A 19,035-nucleotide genomic window follows, 5' to 3' on the forward strand; every position below is an offset into this window, starting at 1 on the left:
TCAGAAGCGGTAGCGGGCCCCCACCCAGCCACCACGCGGGGCGCCCGGCCCCAGGAACCGGGGATCGGAATCCCCGGGGAAGACTTCGTCGGGCTCGCCCAGCGTTCCGAAGCTGGCGTAGCGCTTGTCGAACAGGTTTTCGACGCGCGCGCTCAGCTGCAGGCGTGGGGTGACATCCCACGTGGCCTGCAGGCCGAACAGCGCGTAGCCGGCGATCTGCGGCAGGTCGTTGGATTCGTCGCCGCGCAGGTACTGGCTGCTGCGGTACTGGGCATTGGCGCCCACGCGCAACGTTGGCGTCAGCGCCACTTCCACCGCGGCCTTGAGCTGGTGACGCGGCAGGCCCGGAATGCGGTCGCCGCGCTGGACGGTGATCAGGCCATCGTCATCGGCGGTGGGATTGTTGGCCGCGTTTTCCTGGAAGCCGTCCAGGTAGGTCGCATCCAGCCACACATAGCTGGCCGACCACTCCACCACGCCATCATGCAGCGCGCCCTGGGCATTGGCTTCCAGGCCCTGGCGGCGGGTGTCGCCGACGTTGGCGAAGAACCCTTCGTTGGAGGTGGTGCCGCCAGTGGTCTGGAACAGGATGTCGTCGTGGCTGGTGGTGCGGAACAGGCCGGCCTGCCAGCTGAGCGTGTGGCCGACCTTGCCGCGCAGGCCGGCTTCCCAGCTCTTGGCCACCACCTGGTTGAGCGGTGGGTCGGAGATGAACTGGTTGGGCAGCTTGCAGGGCGCGTCCTCATCCGAACAGGTCAGCTCCACCGGCGTGGGGGCCCGGGTGGATTCGCTGTAACTGCCGTAGGCGGTGAGCGTGTCGTTCAACTTCCACGCCAGGCCGGCGGCCGGATTGAGCCGCGAGAACACATGGTTGCCATTGAGGTCCGGGTTTTCGCCGGACTGGTCGGCAATGCGGGTGCGGGTCTCGTTGTAACGGGCCGACACGGTCAGCGCGAGCGCATCGGTGACGCTGAAGGTGTTGGTGGCATACCAGGCGTAGGTGCGGGTGCTGGCGTAGACATCCAGCGCGTCCTCGGGGATTTCCAGGCCCGAATCGCGCGAGGTGCTGCGGTCGTCCAGCAGCACCGCCGGTTCGACGATGCTGGCGTAGCGCACGTTGCCGCTGAGGAAATCACCGCCGACCACCAGCTGGTTATCGTGCCCGGCGATGTCCTGCGAGAACACGATCTGCACGTTGCCGCCGTGCGCGCGCTGGCGACGCTTGCCGATGTTGTTGACCGCGTCGTATTCGGATGAGATCGGGTTGCCGTTCTGGTCGACGATGACTTCCTGGTTGCCGTCGTCGTCCTCCTCCTCGCACAGGATGTCATCGTCGGCTTCGCATTCCTCCGCTTCGCTGCCGTCGCCGTTGAAGCTGCGCGTATCGACCTTGCGGTCGTAGACCATCGCGCTCAGCACGGTCTCGTCGTTGAAGTGGAAGCTGCCGCGCAGCGTGGCCTGGGTGAGGTCGTTGTCGGTCTGGTCGGGCGCGGTGAAGATGCTGTCGCGGTCGCGGCGCAGCTGTTCGATGGACTGCGCGCCGTTGCCGGTGAGCCGGGTCTTCGCCTTGGCCAGCGACAGGTCCAGCGTGGCGCGCTCGCCATGCCAGCCGAGGTTGGCGAAGTAATGCCGTGCGTGGCTGGGCGAGAGGTCGCGCCAGCCCTGTTCGTACAGGTTGTCGGCCAGCACGTAGTAACCCCACGCGCCGTTGTTGCCGCCGGATTCGACGCTGGCCACTTCGCGGCCGAACGAGCCGCCTTCATACGACAGCTGCGTCCCCGGGTTGTCGAAGCCGTTCTTGCTGTGCAGGACGATCGCGCCGCCCAGCGTGTTGAGGCCGAATACCGGATTGGCGCCGGTGACCACGTCCAGCCGGTCGATGGCCTGCTGCGGCAGCAGGTCCCAGTTGACGGTGTCGCCGAAGATCTCGTTGACGCGCACGCCATCCTGGTAGACCGCGATGCCCTGGGCGATGCCCAGCAGCGGCGAACCGGTGAAGCCGCGGAACTGCACGTCCGGCTGCAGCGGATTGCCCTGCACGCTGTTCAAGGTGACGCCCGGGACCGAGCGGTCCATGGCCGCGGTCAGGTCGACCGAACGCATGCGGTCCAGCTGGTCGGCATCCAGTCCACGCACCGGGTACGGCGATTTGTCGGCCGGCAGCGTCGCATCGCCAGACGGCGTCACACCGACCACGTCGAGCGTGGGCAGGGTGGTGATGCCTGGCAATTCGTCTGCAAGCGCGGGCATGACAAGGACGCCTTGGGTCAGCAGTGCCAGCGACAGCGCCCTGACCAGGGCGTGGCGCGATGGCCTGCGGAAACGGGATGGGAAAGCGCGGTGTGCATCGCCTGGCATGCCGATGGCATGCATTGCACGGGCGCAGCAGTCCTGCGGGTCGCCATTTCGGACGGCCATATGAATCTCCTCGACAACGGTTGCGGGGACGCCGGGAGACGTGGCCGGTGAAGGCCACGCCACCGCGGCGCTGGATCGCACCCCGACGCGGGGAGGTGCGGTGCGATCCATCAACCGGTCAGAAGAATCCGAGCTTCTTGGGCGAGTAGCTGACCAGCAGGTTCTTGGTCTGCTGGTAGTGGTCGAGCATCATCTTGTGGTTCTCACGGCCGATGCCTGACTGTTTATAGCCGCCAAACGCCGCGTGTGCCGGATAGGCGTGGTAGCAATTGGTCCAAACCCGGCCGGCCTGGATGGCGCGGCCCATGCGGTACAGGCGCGAGGCATCGCGGCTCCACACGCCGGCACCCAGGCCGTAGAGCGTGTCATTGGCGATCTCCAGCGCTTCGGCTTCGTCCTTGAAGGTGGTGACAGAGACCACGGGCCCGAAGATCTCTTCCTGGAACACGCGCATCTTGTTATGGCCCTTGAACACGGTGGGCTTCATGTAGAAGCCGCCGGCCAGGTCGCCACCAAGCTTATTCTGCTCGCCGCCGATCAGCACTTCGGCACCTTCCTGCTTGCCGATGTCGACGTAGGACAGGATCTTTTCCAGCTGCTCGCTCGACGCCTGTGCGCCGATCATGGTGTTGGGGTCCAGCGGGTCGCCCTGCTTGATCGCCGCCACGCGGGCGATCACTTTTTCCATGAACTTCTCGTAGATCGATTCCTGCACCAACGCACGCGACGGACAGGTGCAGACTTCGCCCTGGTTGAAGGCGAACAGCACGAAGCCTTCGACCGCCTTGTCGAGGAAATCGTCGTCCTCGGCCATCACGTCGGCGAAGAAGATGTTCGGCGATTTTCCGCCCAGCTCCAGGGTGACCGGGATCAGGTTCTGCGAGGCGTACTGCATGATCAGGCGGCCGGTGGTGGTTTCGCCGGTGAAGGCGATCTTGGCGATGCGCGGGCTGCTGGCCAGCGGCTTGCCCGCTTCCAGGCCGAAGCCGTTGACCACGTTCAGTACGCCCGGCGGCAACAGGTCGCCGATGACTTCCATCAGCACCAGGATCGAGGCCGGGGTCTGCTCGGCCGGCTTCATCACCACGCAGTTGCCGGCGGCCAGTGCGGGCGCCAGCTTCCAGCACGCCATCAGCAGTGGGAAGTTCCACGGGATGATCTGGCCGACCACGCCCAGCGGCTCATGGAAGTGATAGGCGATGGTGTCCTTGTCGATCTCGGAGATGCCGCCTTCCTGGGCGCGCACCGCGCCAGCGAAGTAGCGGAAATGGTCGGCGCACAGCGGCACGTCGGCATTGAGGGTTTCGCGGATCGGCTTGCCGTTGTCCCAGGTCTCGGCGTAGGCCAGCAGCTCCAGGTTCTGTTCGATGCGGTCGGCGATCTTCAACAGGACATTGCTGCGCTCGGTCGGCGAGGCTTCGCCCCAAGCAGTCTTGGCGGCATGGGCGGCGTCGAGCGCGGCCTCGATGTCGTCCTTGCCCGAGCGCGGGATCTGGGTGAACGCCTTGCCGGTCACCGGCGAGATGTTGTCGAAGTACTCGCCGCCCTTGGGTTCGATCCACTTGCCGCCAATGAAGTTGGCATAGCGCTTCTTGAAGATGGACTGCGGGTCGGTGGACAGCGGCTTGGTGCTGGTGACGGCGTTCATGCGGAAGCTCCTGGTGCGGGGTTGTGTGGTGCCCGTTCGGCTCCCGAAGAAAGCGCAAGGGCGGTGCCAAAAAACCGGTGTTGCGACGCGTCACGAGGTTTTCCCATGGGATTGCGAAACTCCCGCTTCGTCGCTGCTGCAACGCATCACAGCTACTCGTTGCGCATGCGCGCCGGCTGTGATGTTTATTGGGACAACGCACTGTTGCGGTGTCGCAAATTGCGACACCCCGGAGAGGAATGTGGCACAACAGCAATCCCAGTCCGAACGTCATCTTGGCCAGGCCAGGCGCGCTTTCTTCGAACACGGCGGCGCGCCGGTGGGCAAGGTGCCAGACACCATCCTGCGCTCGTGGGTGCGGTGCCAGCGCCAGGGCCTGGCCGTTGAAGCCTCGCCCAGCATCGAGCCGGTCACTGCCGGCCGCCTGCGGGAAATGCGCGAGCGCCACGAGAAACTCTGGCGCCTGGCGCGGGCCGAGCTGGAACTGCTGTCCGGTGATGCGGCGTCCACCGGCAGCATCGTGATCCTCACCGACGAGGACGGCTGGATCCTGGATGCCGAAGGCAGTGCCAGCTTCCTGGACCGTGCCGGCCGCGTCGCGCTGATGCCAGGTGCCTGCTGGAACGAAGCACAGGTGGGCACCAATGCCATCGGCACGGCGATTGTCGAAGGCCGCTCGGTCGTGGTCCACGGTGGCGAGCACTACCTGACCCCGCACGGCATCCTCAGCTGCTCGGCTTCGCCGATCTTCGACCCGTATGGCCTGCAGGTGGGCGTGCTGGATATTTCCGGCGACTCCAAGGTGCAGCACATGCATGCGCTGGGCCTGGCACGGCTGGCGGTGGCCAACATCGAACACCGCTATTTCGACGATGGTATTCCCGATACCGAACTGCTGCGCCTGCATCGTGACCCCGCGCTATTGGGCACCGCGCGCGAAGGCCTGCTGGCGTTCCGCAATGGCCGGTTGATGGCGGCCAACCAGGCTGGGCTGCAGCTGTTCGGGCTGGAACGTGGCGAGCTTGGGCGCGCGTCCTACACCGCGCTGTTCGAAGATGCGCTGGGCAAACTGCGCGACGACGGCATGCTGCTGGATCGCCAGGGCCGCGCGCTGTATGGACGGGTGGACGATGGCGAAGCACGGCCCAAGCGTCCGGCTGCACGTCCTCCCATCACCGTGTCGGCCGCGGTCACGCCGCAGCCCGCGGATGCGCCGTTGTTCGATGCCAGCCAGGAAGCCGAACTGGTCCGTGCCTGCCGCGTGCTGGATGCCGGCCTGCCGGTGCTGGTGCAGGGTGAGACCGGCACCGGCAAGGAAGTCTTCGCACGCGAGCTGCATCGCCGCTGCGCGCGTGCCGGCAAGCCGTTCGTGGCGGTCAACTGCGCGGCCCTGCCGGAAGGCCTGATCGAGGCCGAACTGTTCGGCTACGAGGACGGTGCCTTCACCGGCGCGCGCAAGAACGGCAATCCCGGGCTGCTGCGCCAGGCCGATGGCGGGGTGCTGTTCCTGGATGAAATCGGCGACATGCCGCTCGCACTGCAACCGCGCCTGCTGCGGGTGCTGCAGGAGCGCGAACTCTCGCCGTTGGGTGGTGGCAAGCCGATCAAGCTGGACTTCGCCCTGGTCTGTGCAACGCACCGCGAGATGGACCAGGCGATGGCCGAAGGCCGCTTCCGGCCCGACCTGTATTACCGCATCGCCCACCACACCGTGCGTATCACGCCGCTGAGCGCCAACGGTGACCGCGCCGGGCTGGTACAGGCGCTGTGGCAGCGCCTGGGCCAGGGGCGCGCGCTGACCGACGAAGCGCAGCGGCAGCTGTCCGGCTACAGCTGGCCCGGCAACCTGCGCCAGCTCACCGCCTGCCTGCGCACGCTGGTGGCCCTGAGTGAGCCGGATGCATTGATCGGGATCGAACTGCTGCCGTCCTACCTGCACAACCTGCGACCGGTGCTGCATTCCTCACCGTTGATGGGTGCTGCGGAGGCCGCGTCGGGATTGGATGCCATGGCCGAAGCGGCGATGCGCCAGGCGTTGCTCGAATGCGAGGGCAATGTCACCAAGGCCGCGCGCAAGCTCGGCATCAGCCGCAGCACGCTGTACCGCCGTCTGGGCGAAGGCATGCACGGCAGTCCGAACTAGCCGGCCACGCCGGCGGGAGCCGCGTCAGCGGCGATCGGACGTCACCGGGAAAACCCATCGCGGTCGTGCCCCCGAAAGGGGGGATAAAGGCCGCGCCCACGGGCGGCACTCGCGGAGAACCTAGGCCGCGCTTGCCTGCGCGACCTGGCGACGGAACATGGCGTCGAGCAAGGCGCGCATGCGGCCCAGGTCGCGCATCGCGGCCGTGGCCAGTGTGTCGTCACTGGCTTCCAGTACATGCTGCGCGGCGTCGGAGAGATCGTGCAGCACCTGCGCCGCATCGATATCCAGGAAGATGCGCAGGCTGCGCAGATGGCGTTGCAGTGACTGCTGCAGTGACAGGTCGGCGCTGCCCGGCTGGGCGGCAATCGCGTTCAAGGTCAGGTCAAGCTGGGAGAGTTCGTCGAACAGCTCATCGGCACTTGGGCGCATACAGGTGTATCCCGTGGGTTACCTCGTTCGTCACACGAACGCGGTTTGCGCGATCCTCGGGTCAGTGACGTGAACAGGTGGTTACGGGCGGCCCTGGCCGTTCAGCGACGCACATCCAGCCGGTCCTCGCCCATCAGCGCGTGGACTTCGGCCTGGCTGACCCGATTGAAGTCGCCCTCGATGGAGTGCTTCAGGCAGCCGGCGGCCAGCCCGAAGCCCAGTGTTTCGGCGTCGGGCAGCTGCGAGAACAAACCATGCAGGATCCCCGCCGCGAAGGCATCGCCGCCGCCGATACGGTCCACCACGGCCGACAGCGTGCGCTCGGGCGCAAGGTGCACCTCGCCGTTGCGGTTGAACAGCATCGCGCCCAGGCCCTGGTGGTCGACGCTGTAGGTCTGGCGCAGGGTGCAGGCCATGTGGCGCAGGCCTGGAAAGGCTTCGAAGGCGGCGCTGGCGGCGGCGCGATTCCGCTCGGTGGTCTCGGCCTGGTCAAACGACAGGCCCAGGACCACCGCGATATCCCGATGGTCGGCGAACAGGACCGTGGCCTGTTCCATGAGCTGGCGCAGGATGCCTGGCGCATTGCCCTGCCAGGCCTGCCATAGCTGTGGCCGGAAGTTGCCGTCGAACGACACCCCCAGCCCCAGTCGACGTGCCGTCCGGGCGGCATCGATGGCGGTCTGCGCCACCGCGGCGCCCAGCGCTGGCGTGACACCGGACAGGTGCAGCCAGCCGGCGCCATCGAGCAGCGCCGGCCAGTCGTAGTCGGCCGGGGTGCCACGTGCGAAGGCTGAGTCGGCGCGGTCGTAGATCACCTCGCTGGGCCGTTGCAGCGCGCCGGTGGTCAGGAAATAGAGGCCCATCCGGCCCGCGGCCGCCTCGACGCGCGAGGTATCCACCCCGTGCCGCCTGAGTTCACCCGATGCGGCATCGCCCAGCGCGTTGGCGCTGACCCGGCCGATCATGCGCACCGCGTGCCCCCATTGCGACAGGGACACCGCGACGTTGGCTTCGGCCCCACCGATATGCACGTCCAGGACAGGGGACTGCAGCAGCCGTTGGCGCCCGGGCGCGCCCAGCCGCAGCAGCAGTTCGCCATAGCAGGCAACAATGCCGGTTTTCATCCAGTACACCCTCCAGAACACGGGCGGCGACCTGTGCGCGCCCAACGCCCATTAGCCTGCCATAGGAATGGCTATCGGTGTCATTTGCGATTCCGCGGGAGTGGCATGAAACCCCGCGAATCTGGCGATTTCGTTTGAAAACAGGCCTCTCCGGCCTGGCGGCGTGGTCGCGATGGTGCATTGCAAGATGCTCACCGGCGGGAGTGTTGTTAGATTTTTGACCAGCGGTGTCATTTCTCTCCGCGGAACGAGCGGCACGGGGTGCCGGCTTCGGGCAAACCATGTTCATGCGCCCTGGGAGGGGATCTCATGCGAACCAAGACACGTCGTCGTCTGCCATTCACGCTGCTTGCCCTGTCGGTCGGCATGGCCCTGCACGGCGCCGGCACCGCACAGGAAGTTCCTGCCGCGACGGCAGACCAGCCCGCCGACAGCGCCTCGCCTCAGGCCGATGCGGTCGATGCCACCGACCTGGGCAGCGTCAAGGTGACCGGCTACCGCGCCAGCGTCGAGAAGGCGCTGGACATCAAGCGTGCGGAGAAAGGCATGGTCGACGCGATCGTGGCCGAGGACATCGCCAATTTCCCTGACCTGAACCTGGCCGAATCGCTGCAGCGCATTCCCGGCGTCACCATCACCCGCGACGCCGGCGAAGGCCGCAACATCTCGGTGCGTGGCCTGGGCGCGGATTTCACCCGCGTGCGCATCAACGGCATGGAGGCGCTGGCCACGGTCGGCGGTAGCGACCAGAGCGGCGGCACCAACCGCAGCCGCGGCTTCGACTTCAACGTGTTCGCCTCGGACCTGTTCTCCGAACTGGTCGTACGCAAGACCGCGTCGGCCGACGTGGAGGAAGGTTCGCTCGGTGCCACCGTGGACCTGCGCACCGCGCGGCCGTTCGACTACGACGGCTTCACCTTCGCCGCCAGCGGCCAGGGCAGCTACAACGACATGTCGGAGAAGGCCTCGCCGCGCGTGGCCGCGCTGATCGCCAACACCTGGGCCGACGGCACCTTCGGCGCGCTGCTGTCGGTGGCCTACTCCGAACGCAAGGTCCTGGAGGAGGGCAGCGGCAGTGGCCGCTGGTACGGCGGCACCAGCAACGGTGGCTTCAGTCCGGACTCGCCCTTCCAGGAGGGCCTGGCCGCGAACGTGTGGTCGCCGTACTTCCCGCGCTACACCCTGCTGGAGCACCAGCAGAAGCGCCTGGGCGTGACCGGCTCGCTGCAGTGGAAGCCCAGTGACGACACCGAATTCTCGCTGGATACGCTGTATTCGAAGATCGATGCCAAGCGCAAGGAGAAGTACATCGAGGCGATCTCCTTCGCCTACTCGGCGCAGAAACAACAGATGCTGCTCAACGATGGCTACATCGATCCGACCTCCGGGGCGATGCTGTATGGCCAGTTCGACAACGCCGGCATCCGTTCCGAGCAGCGTTATGACGAATGGAATACGACCTTCAAGCAGATCTCGTTGAGTGGCGAACACCGCTTCGGCGATGCGTTCAAGATCAACGGCCAGATCGGCACGTCCAGTTCCAAGCACGACAATCCGATCCAGACCACGATCATCATGGACAAGGCGGTGGATGGCTACAGCTATGACTACCGCGACAGCTACACCTCGCCGGTATTCGATTACGGCGTCGATCCCACCGATGCCAGCGGCTGGACGCTGGCCGAAATCCGGATGCGACCGCAGTACGCCAGCAACGAGTTCGACACCGGCTCGCTCGACTTCACCTGGAACATGGGCCCGGCCTTCACTCTCAAGGGCGGCGTGCTGGCCAAGGACTACAAGTTCCGCACCAGCGAATACCGCCGCACCTCGGAAACGGCGGTGCCCACGTTCGCCGACGGCACCACCACGGTGCCGGTGGACTTCACCGAGATCGCCAGCCTGTCGGGCATCACCGGCTATCCCAACAGCTGGGTGATTCCCGACCTGGACGCGGTGGCCGATGCGCTGGATATCTACAGCGGCACCGGCACCTTCGCACTGAGCGAGCGCGTCGCCAGCACGCGCCGGGTCGAGGAAAAGGATCGCGGCGGCTGGCTGATGGGTGAATTCGCCTTCGACATCGGCGCCATCCCGTTCTCCGGCAACCTCGGCGTGCGGTACGTGAAGACCAGCCAATCCTCCACCGGCTATTCAACCGTCAATGGCGACGTGGTCCTGACCACGGTCTCGCGCGACTACAACGACACGTTGCCGTCGTTGAACCTGGTGGCCGAGATCACCCCGGACTTCCTGATCCGTTTCGGCGCGGCCAAGGTCATGGCGCGACCGAGCCTGAGCAGCCTGACCCCGGGCACCACCCTGAGCCTGTCCAGCGGCTACCGCTACGTCAATGGCGGCAATCCCTACCTGGATCCGATCCGCGCCAAGACCGCGGACCTGGGCTTCGAATGGTATTTCCAGGAGGGCGCGCTGCTGGGCCTGGCGTTGTTCTACAAGGACATCGACAGCTTCGTGCAGGGCACCAGTACGGTGATGCCGTATTCGGCCGGCGGCCTGCCAGCGAGCCTGCTCGACGGCACCGGCGTGTCGGTCGATGAGCTGTTCACCTTCACCCGCCCGCTCAATACCCCGGGTGGCGACCTGAAGGGGGCGGAGTTCAACTACGCCCAGCCCTTCAGCTTCCTGCCGGGCAAGTGGAGCAACCTCGGCCTGCAGCTCAACTACACCTACGTGCAGTCGCAGATCCAGTACCTGACCAGCACCGGCGCCAGTTCGCTCAATACCGACCTGACCGGGCTATCGAAGAACGCCTACAACGGCACGTTGTTCTATGAAGGCCCGAAGTTCGGCGGCCGCGTGTCCTATACGCATCGGGATGGCTATTACACCCAGGTCCCGGCAAGCGTGGCCGGGTTCTCGTTCCACGGCATGGACGCGGTCAACACCGTCGACGCCTCGCTGAGCTGGAAGCTCAACGACCGCCTGGAACTGAGCCTGGAAGGCATCAACCTCACCAACGAGGTGTCCTACGAGTGGGTCGGCACATCGGCGTGGAAGTTGCCGCTGACCTATGCCCAGACCGGGCGCGAATTCCTGGCGGGCGTGCGCTACAAGTTCTGAGCCAGGGTGACGGCGTCGCGATGACCATCGGTGTCATGCGCGCCACCCCGGTTCCGGCCGTCCGGGTCGGGATCGGGGAACGCGCCCACCGGGCATGTCCCGGGACATGCCGCGGATTTGCCGTGGAACCTGCTGCACTGCAAGATGCTGCTGCATTTTTCAGCTGATAGTGTCGCTTTGACCAGCGGTGTCATTTGTGGCGATCCGTGCGCGATGACCGCTCACTTCATGTGCCCTCGGGAGGGGTGAACATGCAATCACGTTCTCGAATCAGAAAGACACCGGTTACCTTGCTGGCCTGTTCGATCGCCCTCGCCTTGCAGGCCGTGCCGGCGCTGGCGCAGGACGCCAGCGTGGCCCAGGCCGAAGCCGCGCAGGAAACCGCGCCGGCGCAGACCCCGACCGAGCTTGGCGCGGTGACCGTCACTGGCTACCGCGCCAGCGTGGAAAAGGCACTGGACATCAAGCGCGCTGAAAAGGGCATGGTCGATGCCATCGTGGCCGAGGACGTCGGCAAGTTCCCCGACAACAACCTGGCCGAATCGCTGCAGCGCATCCCGGGCGTGGTCGTCACCCGCGACGCCGGTGAAGGCCGCAACATCTCGGTGCGTGGCCTGGGCCCGGATTTCACCCGCGTGCGCATCAACGGCATGGAGGCACTGACCACGGTCGGCGCCAGTGACCAGAGCGGCAGCACCAATCGCAGCCGCGGCTTCGACTTCAACGTGTTCGCCTCGGATCTGTTCAACCAGATGCTGGTGCGCAAGACCGCCTCGGCCGACGTGGAAGAAGGTTCGCTCGGCGCCACGGTCGACCTGCGCACGGCGCGGCCCTTCGACTATGACGGCTTCACCTTCGCCGCCAGCGGCGAGAGCAACTACAACGCCATGGCCGAGAAGGTGGACCCGCGGGTGGCTGGGCTGGTCGCCAACACCTGGGCCGACGGCACCTTCGGCGCGCTGCTGTCGGTGGCCTATTCCGAGCGCAACATCATCGAGGAAGGCAGCGGCACCACGCGCTGGGCCAACGGCACCACCAACAACGGCTACAGCAGCGCTTCGCCGTTCGCCGAGGCCAATAGCACCTCGGTCTACAGCCCACGCATCCCGCGCTATACGCAGATGGAGCACGACCAGAAACGCCTGGGCGTGACCGGCTCGCTGCAGTGGAAGCCCAACGACGACACCGAGTTCTCGCTGGACGGCCTGTACTCCAAGATCGACGCCAAACGCTACGAGCACTACATCGAGGCGATCAGCTTCAGCCGTGGTGCTTCACAGGGCGGCAAGCCGGAGATGGTGGTCAACGACGGCTACGTGGACCCGAGTTCCGGCGCGCTGCTGTACGGCCAGTTCGACAACGTCGACGTGCGCTCCGAAAACCGTTACGACGAGTGGAATACGGTCTTCAAGCAGCTCAGCCTCAATGGCGAGCACCACTTCAGCGACAGCTTCAAGATCAACGGGCAGGTGGGCACGTCCAGCTCCAAGCACCGCAACCCGATCTCGACCACGGTCATCATGGACAAGCTCAATGTCGATGGTTACAGCTACGACTATCGCGACAGCCTGACCTCGCCCACGTTCAACTACGGCATCGACCCGACCGATGGCAGTGGCTGGACCCTGGCCGAGGTGCGCATGCGCCCGCAGTACGTCGATAACGATTTCGACACCGGTTCGCTGGACTTCGAATGGAACTTCGGCCCCAGCTTCACCCTGAAGGGCGGCGTGCTGGCCAAGAACTATTCGTTCGGCACCAAGGAGCTGCGCCGGAGTTCGGAACTGGATGTCCCGGACTTCGCCGACGGCACCACGACCATCCCGGTGGAGTACACCGCACTGGCCAGCCTGCAGGGCATCTCCGGTTCGCCCGGGACCTGGGTGGTGCCGGACCTGGATGCGCTTGCCGATGCGCTGGGCATCTATAGCGGCACGGGCATCTGGACCCTGGCCGAGCGCGCCGCCAACACCCGCAGCGTGGAAGAGAAGGACCGCGGCGGCTGGTTGATGGGTGAGTTCGGTTTCGATATCGGTTCGATCCCGGTCTCGGGCAACGCCGGCGTGCGCTACGTCAGGACCAGCCAGTCCTCGACTGGTTTCGCCACGGTCGGCTCGGCGCTGGTCAACACCACGGTCGAACGCGAGTACAGCGACACCCTGCCGTCGTTGAACCTGGTGGCCGAGATCACCCCGGACTTCCTGATCCGCTTCGGTGCGGCCAAGGTGATGTCGCGTCCCGGCCTGGGCAGCCTGACACCGGGCGTGACGGTCAATGTTTCCGGCGGCGCGCGCACTGTCAGCGGCGGTAATCCGAACCTGGACCCGATCCGCGCCAAGACCGCGGACCTTGGCTTCGAATGGTATTTCCAGGAAGGCGCGATGCTGGGCCTGGCGCTGTTCTACAAGGACATCGAGAGCTTCGTGCAGACCACGCGCACGGTCGCTTCCTATGCGAGCAGTGGCCTGCCGCTCAGCCTGCTCGACGGCACTGGCGCGGCCGCCACCGATGATTTCGTCTTCAGCGTGCCGCTCAATACGCCGGGCGGAAAGCTGAAAGGCGCCGAGTTCAATTACATCCAGCCCTTCACCTTCCTGCCGGGCAAGTGGGCCAACTTCGGTACCCAGCTCAACTATACCTACGTGGATTCGCAGATCCAGTACCTGACCAGCAGCGGTGCCAACTCGCTCAACACCGACCTGACCGGGCTGTCGAAGAACGCGTACAACGCCACGCTGTTCTACGAAGGCCAGAAGATCAGCGGCCGGGTGTCCCTGACCCACCGCGACAGCTACCTGACCCAGGTGCCGGCCACCGAAACAGGCTTCGACGTCCACGGCATGCGTGGCTCCAACCTGGTCGATGCCAAGCTGACCTACAAGATCGACGAGAAGCTGGACATCAGCGTCGAAGGATCGAACCTGACCAACCAGGCGTACTACGAGTGGGTCGGCTCGGACATGCAGCTGCCGCTGACCTACAGCGAAACCGGCCGTCAGTACTCCATCGGCGTGCGTTACAAGTTTTGAGCGCCGGAACTGGCCTTGTCCGCAGGGTACAACCCCGCAGGCCGACACCTGCCGTCCATCGCGAGCGTGCGATGGACGGCGCCTGCGTCGTGATGCCGGCGGCGACCCGATGGACCGCCAGGTCGAGCGGCCCGCTTCGAGCCGGGCGCTTCCGGCAACCGCTACGATGGTGCCGCCGCGCATGACCACGATGCCGCGCGACCGAGGCCTTTCCATTCCATGACCCGCAGACCCGACGCCAAGACGATGCCGGCTTTGACCCGATGTTCCGAGCGGCGGCCGTTGCGGCCACTGCTGTTCCTGATGCTGCTGGCGAGCCTGCCGGCGATGGCCCGCGACTGGGTGGTTGCCGCCGATGGCAGTGGCGACTATCGAACCCTGCAGCAGGCGCTGGACGCAGTGCCCGATGGCAACCGCGAGCGCCAGGTGATCCGCCTGCGCGCGGGCTTCTACCCGGGCGTGGTGACGGTGGCCAAGGGCAAGGACCAGGTCAGCGTGATCGGCGCTGGCGCCGGTGCCAGCGTGATCAGCTGGAACAACTACGCCGACCGGATCGACCCGGCCACCGGCAAGGCGCTGCGGACCAGCGGCTCGGCGACGATGTACGTGTATGGCGATGGGTTCATCGCCGAAGACCTCACGATCGAGAACACCGCCGGCAACGTCGGCCAGGCATTGGCGTTGTATGCGGCCGCGCCGCACGCCGGGTTCCGCAACGTGCGCCTGCTCGGCAACCAGGACACGCTGTACACCCATCTGGGCAGCGTCCTGCATTTCAAGGATTGCTACATCGAGGGCACGGTCGATTTCATCTTCGGCGGGGCCACGGCGTTGTTTGACGACTGCACGGTCGTCTCCAAGGGCCCGCTCGGCTATGTCACCGCCGCCTCGACCCCGGAAGGGCAGCGTTTCGGCTATGTGTTCCGACGCGCGATCCTGCGCGGCGAAGGCAGTGCCACCACGTACCTGGGGCGGCCGTGGCGTCCGTTCGCGCGCACGGTGTTCATCGACAGCGACCTGGGCGGGCACCTCTTCGCCGCCGGCTGGCACGACTGGGACAAGCCTGATGCGCAGGCCACCACCTACTACGGCGAGTTCGGCAGCAAGGGCGCCGGCGCCGCGCCCGAGGAGCGGGTGTCGTGGTCGCATCACCTGTCCGGCGATGAAGCCGCGCAGTACACGACGACGGCGATCCTTGGTGACTGGCGCCCGTTCGAAGGGGACTAGGGCCGAAGCCGGGTTGGCCGATGCGGAGGCGTTCGCAACCGGCAAGGCTGCAGAACAGGGGATGCGCCGGCGGCGGTGTTGCGATGATGGCAAGCGAAGGGAGTGGGCTGGTGCGATCGAGGCAGGTGTGGACATGGGTGGCCCGGCTGGGCCTGTTGGGGCTGTGCAGTGGCTCGGCGTGGGCGGCACAGCCACCGCAGCTGCTGTTCCGTGTCAGTGCCGATCATGGCTTCGACGCCGATGTCGCCGGCGGGCAGGCGGTGCCGAACTTCCGCGACAAGGTGAAGCTGGTCGACAACGGCAAGTCGGGCAAGGCCATTGAATGGGCCGACGATGGCGTGCTGTCGTGGAACGCGCCGGGCAACCTGTACACCCAGCGCGGCACGCTGTCGTTCTTCTGGCGCTCGCGCGAGCCGGTGGGGCAGGCGCCGTTCGTGATCTTCCGGGTCGGCTATGCCGACCACACCAGCTGGGACATGGCCTGGCTGCGCATCGACTGGAACGGGCACGGCTTCGATGCCTTCGTCACCGACGCCAACCTGGCCCGCGTCCGGGTCTCGTTCGACCTGCCCGCCGCACCGGCCGCCAGCGACTGGACCCACATCGCCTTCGCCTGGGACGAAACCCTTGGCGTGCGCCTGTACGTGGATGGCAAGGAAGCCGCGCGCAGGGACACCACCATCGACCTGGACGCCGGCCTTGACCAGTTCGGCCTGGCCGGGCGGGTGATGTCGCCGCACCAGGTGCAGAGCCGCTACAACTTCCTGCGCGGCAGCGACTTCGACGAGATCCGCATCTACGACCGCATGCTCGACGGCGCCGGCATGGCCGCGCTGGCCGCCCTGCGCGACCCCGCATCGGTCCAGTCCGCCGGCGACGTGCAACAGGCCTGGCTGCATCGCTATGGCTGGGACCGGCACGCTCCGCCGGTGCTGGACGCGTCGGTCACCGCGATCCGCAAGGTCGAGTTCGCCGATGCGCGTGACCTGAAGGCTTGGATGTTCAAGGGCACCGACGGCATCGCCGAAACCACCTGGCCCGGTGTCTACAACCGCTCGCGCCTGGCTGGTCGCACCGACTACTTCGAGCTGCCTGACTGGAACGTCTACGTGGAAGGCGGCAAGGCCCTGGACCTTGCCCTGCCCGACGAGCCGTTCAACCGCATCGAGATCCGCGGCGCCGCCTATGGCCGCGCGGCCTGGTCGGCACAGGCTCTTGCCAGCGACGCGTCGGCGCAGATGCTGTTCGAGCGGCCGCAGGGCGTGGTGCGCAGCGTCGATCAGTTCGCGCCGCTTCGTGGTGGGCACCTGCGCTTCACCAATGTCGAACAGGAAACCCCGATCCAGGAGATCTGGGCCTACAACGTCGCCGCCGGCCAGGTGCCACGCGGCGCGGCCACGCTGGACTACACCGTGCAGGCCAATGCGCTGCCGGACTACGACAACCTGGCCGAGCTGCGCGCGTTCATCGACGGCCGGTATCCGGTGGCCGAGCGCAGCACCGTGGTCGCCCTGCCGAACCGCGCGCCGGCGCGCGTGCGCAAGCCGATGGCCGCTGTGCAGGACGCGCGGCCCATCGTCCACATCCTGGTGCCGTCCACCCTGGGCGATCCGCCGCCGGACCAGCCGCTGATGCGCAGCTGGGCCTATGGCTGGACCAACATGCATGACGGCCTGGACGGCATCGCCATCGACCTGCCCGCGCTGGACCTGCCGGCGGTGCGCGATGGCCTGATCCCGCTCAATCTCCAGGTCAAGGACCCGATCTGGCCGGCGCGCGACATGATCGATGTCAGCGTGTCGGTGCGGCCTGGCCAGGCGCGCACGGTGTGGCTGGACCTGCGTGACCGGATCCTGCCCGACCAGGCGCTGTACCTGTCCATCGCCTCGGCTGCGCCGGGCTTCAACGCCGCCGCGCTGGAGGGTGCCGGCATCCACCTGGTGTTCAAGCCGCGCGCGCAGGCCGTGGTCGAACACGTCGCGGACCGCTTCAACCAGGCGCGCGACAACTGGGGCTTCCTGGTGGAAGAACACACCACCTCGCGCCGCCAGCTGCTGTATCGCCGGCTGGAGCGCGACATGCACGACCTGCTGCGGGTGGACCCGGAGCACACGCTCGGCCGGGTGCTGTGGAACGACATCAGTTACGGCAACCAGGACGCGCTGCCGGTCGAACAGCCGGTAGCGCCCAAGGACGTGCCGGCATGGGCGTTCTGGCAGCTCGAGGACCTCAAGCTGTCGCGTGCCTTCGTCAACTGGTGGATCGACCAGCGCCAGGTGGACTACGGCGATTTCGGTGGCGGCATCTCCGACGATACCGACCTGACCCAGCAATGGCCGGGGCTGGCGCTGATGGGCGTGGACCCGGACAAGTTCAATGCCTCGATGCTGGCGCTGTCCGAGGCCAACTACCGCAACGGCATGTTCACCAACGGCCTGTCCACGATCGAGACCGATGAGCTGCACTCCTACGAGGAAGGCATCAACCTCAACAGCGAGCTGCTGTACCTCAACTGGGGCGATCCACGCACGGTCGAGCGGATCATGCAGACCACCCACGCGCTGACCGACATCATCACGGTCAACCCGCATGGCGACATGCTGTTCTCCAGCAACTGGTTCGGTGGCCGCAAGGTCTATCGCGAGCCCAACTGGCAATGGCAGAAGCCGTACTCGTTCCCCATCGTCCACCCGCTGATGCAGCTGGGTGCGTACAACGCCGACCCGACCGCGCGTGGCCTGATCACCGGCCTGGCCGATGGCTACCTGGCCCACGCTTATACCAACGCCAAGGGGCAGTGGGCGTTGCCCAACGAGATCCACTGGGCCACCGGCGCCACCCGCGGCGGCGAGCTGTTCGATGGCAGTGGTGGCTCGGAACTGATGCACACCTTCTGGGCGGCCTGGCGCTTCAGCGGCGACGACAAGTACCTCAGGCCGCTGGACTATCGCGTGGATCGCGCCGGGCCGGGCGGGCTGTCGCTGCTGGGCGAGAACTTCCTGGATGCGCTGGGCAAGCGCGACAGCTGGGGCCAGCGCATCGCCGCCGATGCCGACAAGGACGACGCCTCGCCGTTCGCCCGGTTCACCGCCTGGGAGGACAGCGGCGACACCGCGCAGCTGGCGACGCTGTTCCGTACCGAAGCCCGCGAGAAGCAGCAGAACTTCTATCTCAACACCGATGGCCAATGGTGGAGCGACCGGGTCGAATCACCGACCGAGTCGCTGCAGCGCGCGCGCCTGGGCGGGGTGGCGCTCAAGCGCAACCAGACCTGGCAGGGCAACACGGTCAGCTGGCGCTTCGATGATCCCGACGGCGCGGTCCAGGTCGGCCTGCTGCTGCCGCGGCCCACGCCCATCAGTTTCACCGTGATCGGCTACAACCTGTCGTCCAAGGCGCAGGCCGCCACGATGACGGGCTGGAACATCAGCGCCGGCCGCTGGCGCATGACCAGCGGCGTGGATCGCGATGGCGATGGCCGCATCGACGGCAAGGCTGAAACACGCGAGTTCGACTGGCAGAAAAGCGGCACGGTTGCGGTGCGTTTCCCGCCGCGCCAACAGTGGGTGATGACCCTGGAACTGGTCACGCCTGCCGCCACCCCGGTCGAACAACGTGCCGACGTCGGTATCGGCATCGGTGACGTGCAGCGGGCCGATGGTGCAGTGATCGTGACGGTGCACAGCCTGGGCCATATCGACGCACCGGCCGGCCTGGTGTTGCTGGAGGACGCGCAGGGTCGCCGCGTTGCGCAGGCGACGTTCCCGGCATTGGACGCCCCGCGCGACCTGCAGCCCCGGACCGCCCAGGTGCGCCTGGAATTGCCAGCCGGCTTCAAGGCCGAGGGGGCGCGGCTGCGCCTGGTCACCAACGGTGAGGTGCCCGAGGTGACGCTGCGCAACAACACGCTGGCGCTGCCGGCGCGGTAAG

Annotated in this window: 9 protein-coding genes; 5 read left to right on the plus strand and 4 right to left on the minus strand. The window is 66.5% G+C overall.

Annotated features, from left to right (window positions below; all coding sequences use genetic code 11):
• A complete protein-coding gene (locus O8I58_RS12630) occupies positions 1 to 2,250 on the minus strand; it encodes a TonB-dependent receptor (RefSeq protein ID WP_298316565.1) in 2,250 nt (749 codons plus the stop codon).
• Between the two features lie 286 nt (positions 2,251 to 2,536).
• Positions 2,537 to 4,066 carry an aldehyde dehydrogenase gene (gene adh / locus O8I58_RS12635; RefSeq protein WP_298316567.1) on the minus strand — a complete coding sequence of 510 codons (1,530 nt, stop codon included), beginning with the start codon at positions 4,064 to 4,066 and terminating at the stop codon, positions 2,537 to 2,539.
• A 241-nt stretch (positions 4,067 to 4,307) separates the two neighbouring features.
• Here adh and O8I58_RS12640 point away from each other — a divergent pair, with 241 nt between their 5' ends.
• A complete protein-coding gene (locus O8I58_RS12640) occupies positions 4,308 to 6,209 on the plus strand; it encodes a sigma-54-dependent Fis family transcriptional regulator (RefSeq protein ID WP_298316570.1) in 1,902 nt (633 codons plus the stop codon).
• Positions 6,210 to 6,329: 120 nt separating this feature from the next.
• On the opposite strand, the gene O8I58_RS12645 is transcribed toward O8I58_RS12640, so the two are convergent.
• Both O8I58_RS12645 and O8I58_RS12650 read right to left on the minus strand, forming a co-directional pair.
• Complete coding sequence (locus O8I58_RS12645; protein ID WP_298316573.1) at positions 6,330 to 6,641, minus strand: hypothetical protein; 312 nt, start codon at positions 6,639 to 6,641, stop codon at positions 6,330 to 6,332.
• Between the two features lie 101 nt (positions 6,642 to 6,742).
• Entirely contained in the window at positions 6,743 to 7,765 is a 1,023-nt protein-coding gene (locus O8I58_RS12650) for a sugar kinase (protein ID WP_298316577.1), read from the minus strand.
• A gap of 309 nt (positions 7,766 to 8,074) precedes the next feature.
• Here O8I58_RS12650 and O8I58_RS12655 point away from each other — a divergent pair, with 309 nt between their 5' ends.
• From O8I58_RS12655 to O8I58_RS12670, 4 genes are all read left to right on the plus strand, one after another.
• Entirely contained in the window at positions 8,075 to 10,849 is a 2,775-nt protein-coding gene (locus O8I58_RS12655) for a TonB-dependent receptor (RefSeq protein ID WP_298316582.1), read from the plus strand.
• A 251-nt stretch (positions 10,850 to 11,100) separates the two neighbouring features.
• Positions 11,101 to 13,878 carry a TonB-dependent receptor gene (locus tag O8I58_RS12660; RefSeq protein WP_298316584.1) on the plus strand — a complete coding sequence of 926 codons (2,778 nt, stop codon included), beginning with the start codon at positions 11,101 to 11,103 and terminating at the stop codon, positions 13,876 to 13,878.
• A 219-nt stretch (positions 13,879 to 14,097) separates the two neighbouring features.
• Entirely contained in the window at positions 14,098 to 15,105 is a 1,008-nt protein-coding gene (locus tag O8I58_RS12665) for a pectinesterase family protein (protein ID WP_298316587.1), read from the plus strand.
• Between the two features lie 146 nt (positions 15,106 to 15,251).
• Positions 15,252 to 19,034: a LamG-like jellyroll fold domain-containing protein gene (locus O8I58_RS12670; RefSeq protein ID WP_298322958.1), complete on the plus strand. Its 3,783-nt coding sequence runs from the start codon at positions 15,252 to 15,254 to the stop codon at positions 19,032 to 19,034.
• Position 19,035: the final 1 nt, after the last annotated feature.

Origin of the sequence: Pseudoxanthomonas sp. (assembly GCF_027498035.1) — a bacterium.
Lineage (GTDB): Bacteria > Pseudomonadota > Gammaproteobacteria > Xanthomonadales > Xanthomonadaceae > Pseudoxanthomonas_A.

What these genes read in the sequence shown, in the direction of transcription:
- O8I58_RS12630 (WP_298316565.1), bottom strand. Translation starts at nt 2,250, where the DNA reads ATGCCCGCGCTTGCAGACGAATTGCCAGGCATCACCACCCTGCCCACG.
- adh (WP_298316567.1), bottom strand. Translation starts at nt 4,066, where the DNA reads ATGAACGCCGTCACCAGCACCAAGCCGCTGTCCACCGACCCGCAGTCC.
- O8I58_RS12645 (WP_298316573.1), bottom strand. Translation starts at nt 6,641, where the DNA reads ATGCGCCCAAGTGCCGATGAGCTGTTCGACGAACTCTCCCAGCTTGAC.
- O8I58_RS12650 (WP_298316577.1), bottom strand. Translation starts at nt 7,765, where the DNA reads ATGAAAACCGGCATTGTTGCCTGCTATGGCGAACTGCTGCTGCGGCTG.
- O8I58_RS12655 (WP_298316582.1), top strand. Translation starts at nt 8,075, where the DNA reads ATGCGAACCAAGACACGTCGTCGTCTGCCATTCACGCTGCTTGCCCTG.
- O8I58_RS12660 (WP_298316584.1), top strand. Translation starts at nt 11,101, where the DNA reads ATGCAATCACGTTCTCGAATCAGAAAGACACCGGTTACCTTGCTGGCC.
- O8I58_RS12665 (WP_298316587.1), top strand. Translation starts at nt 14,098, where the DNA reads ATGACCCGCAGACCCGACGCCAAGACGATGCCGGCTTTGACCCGATGT.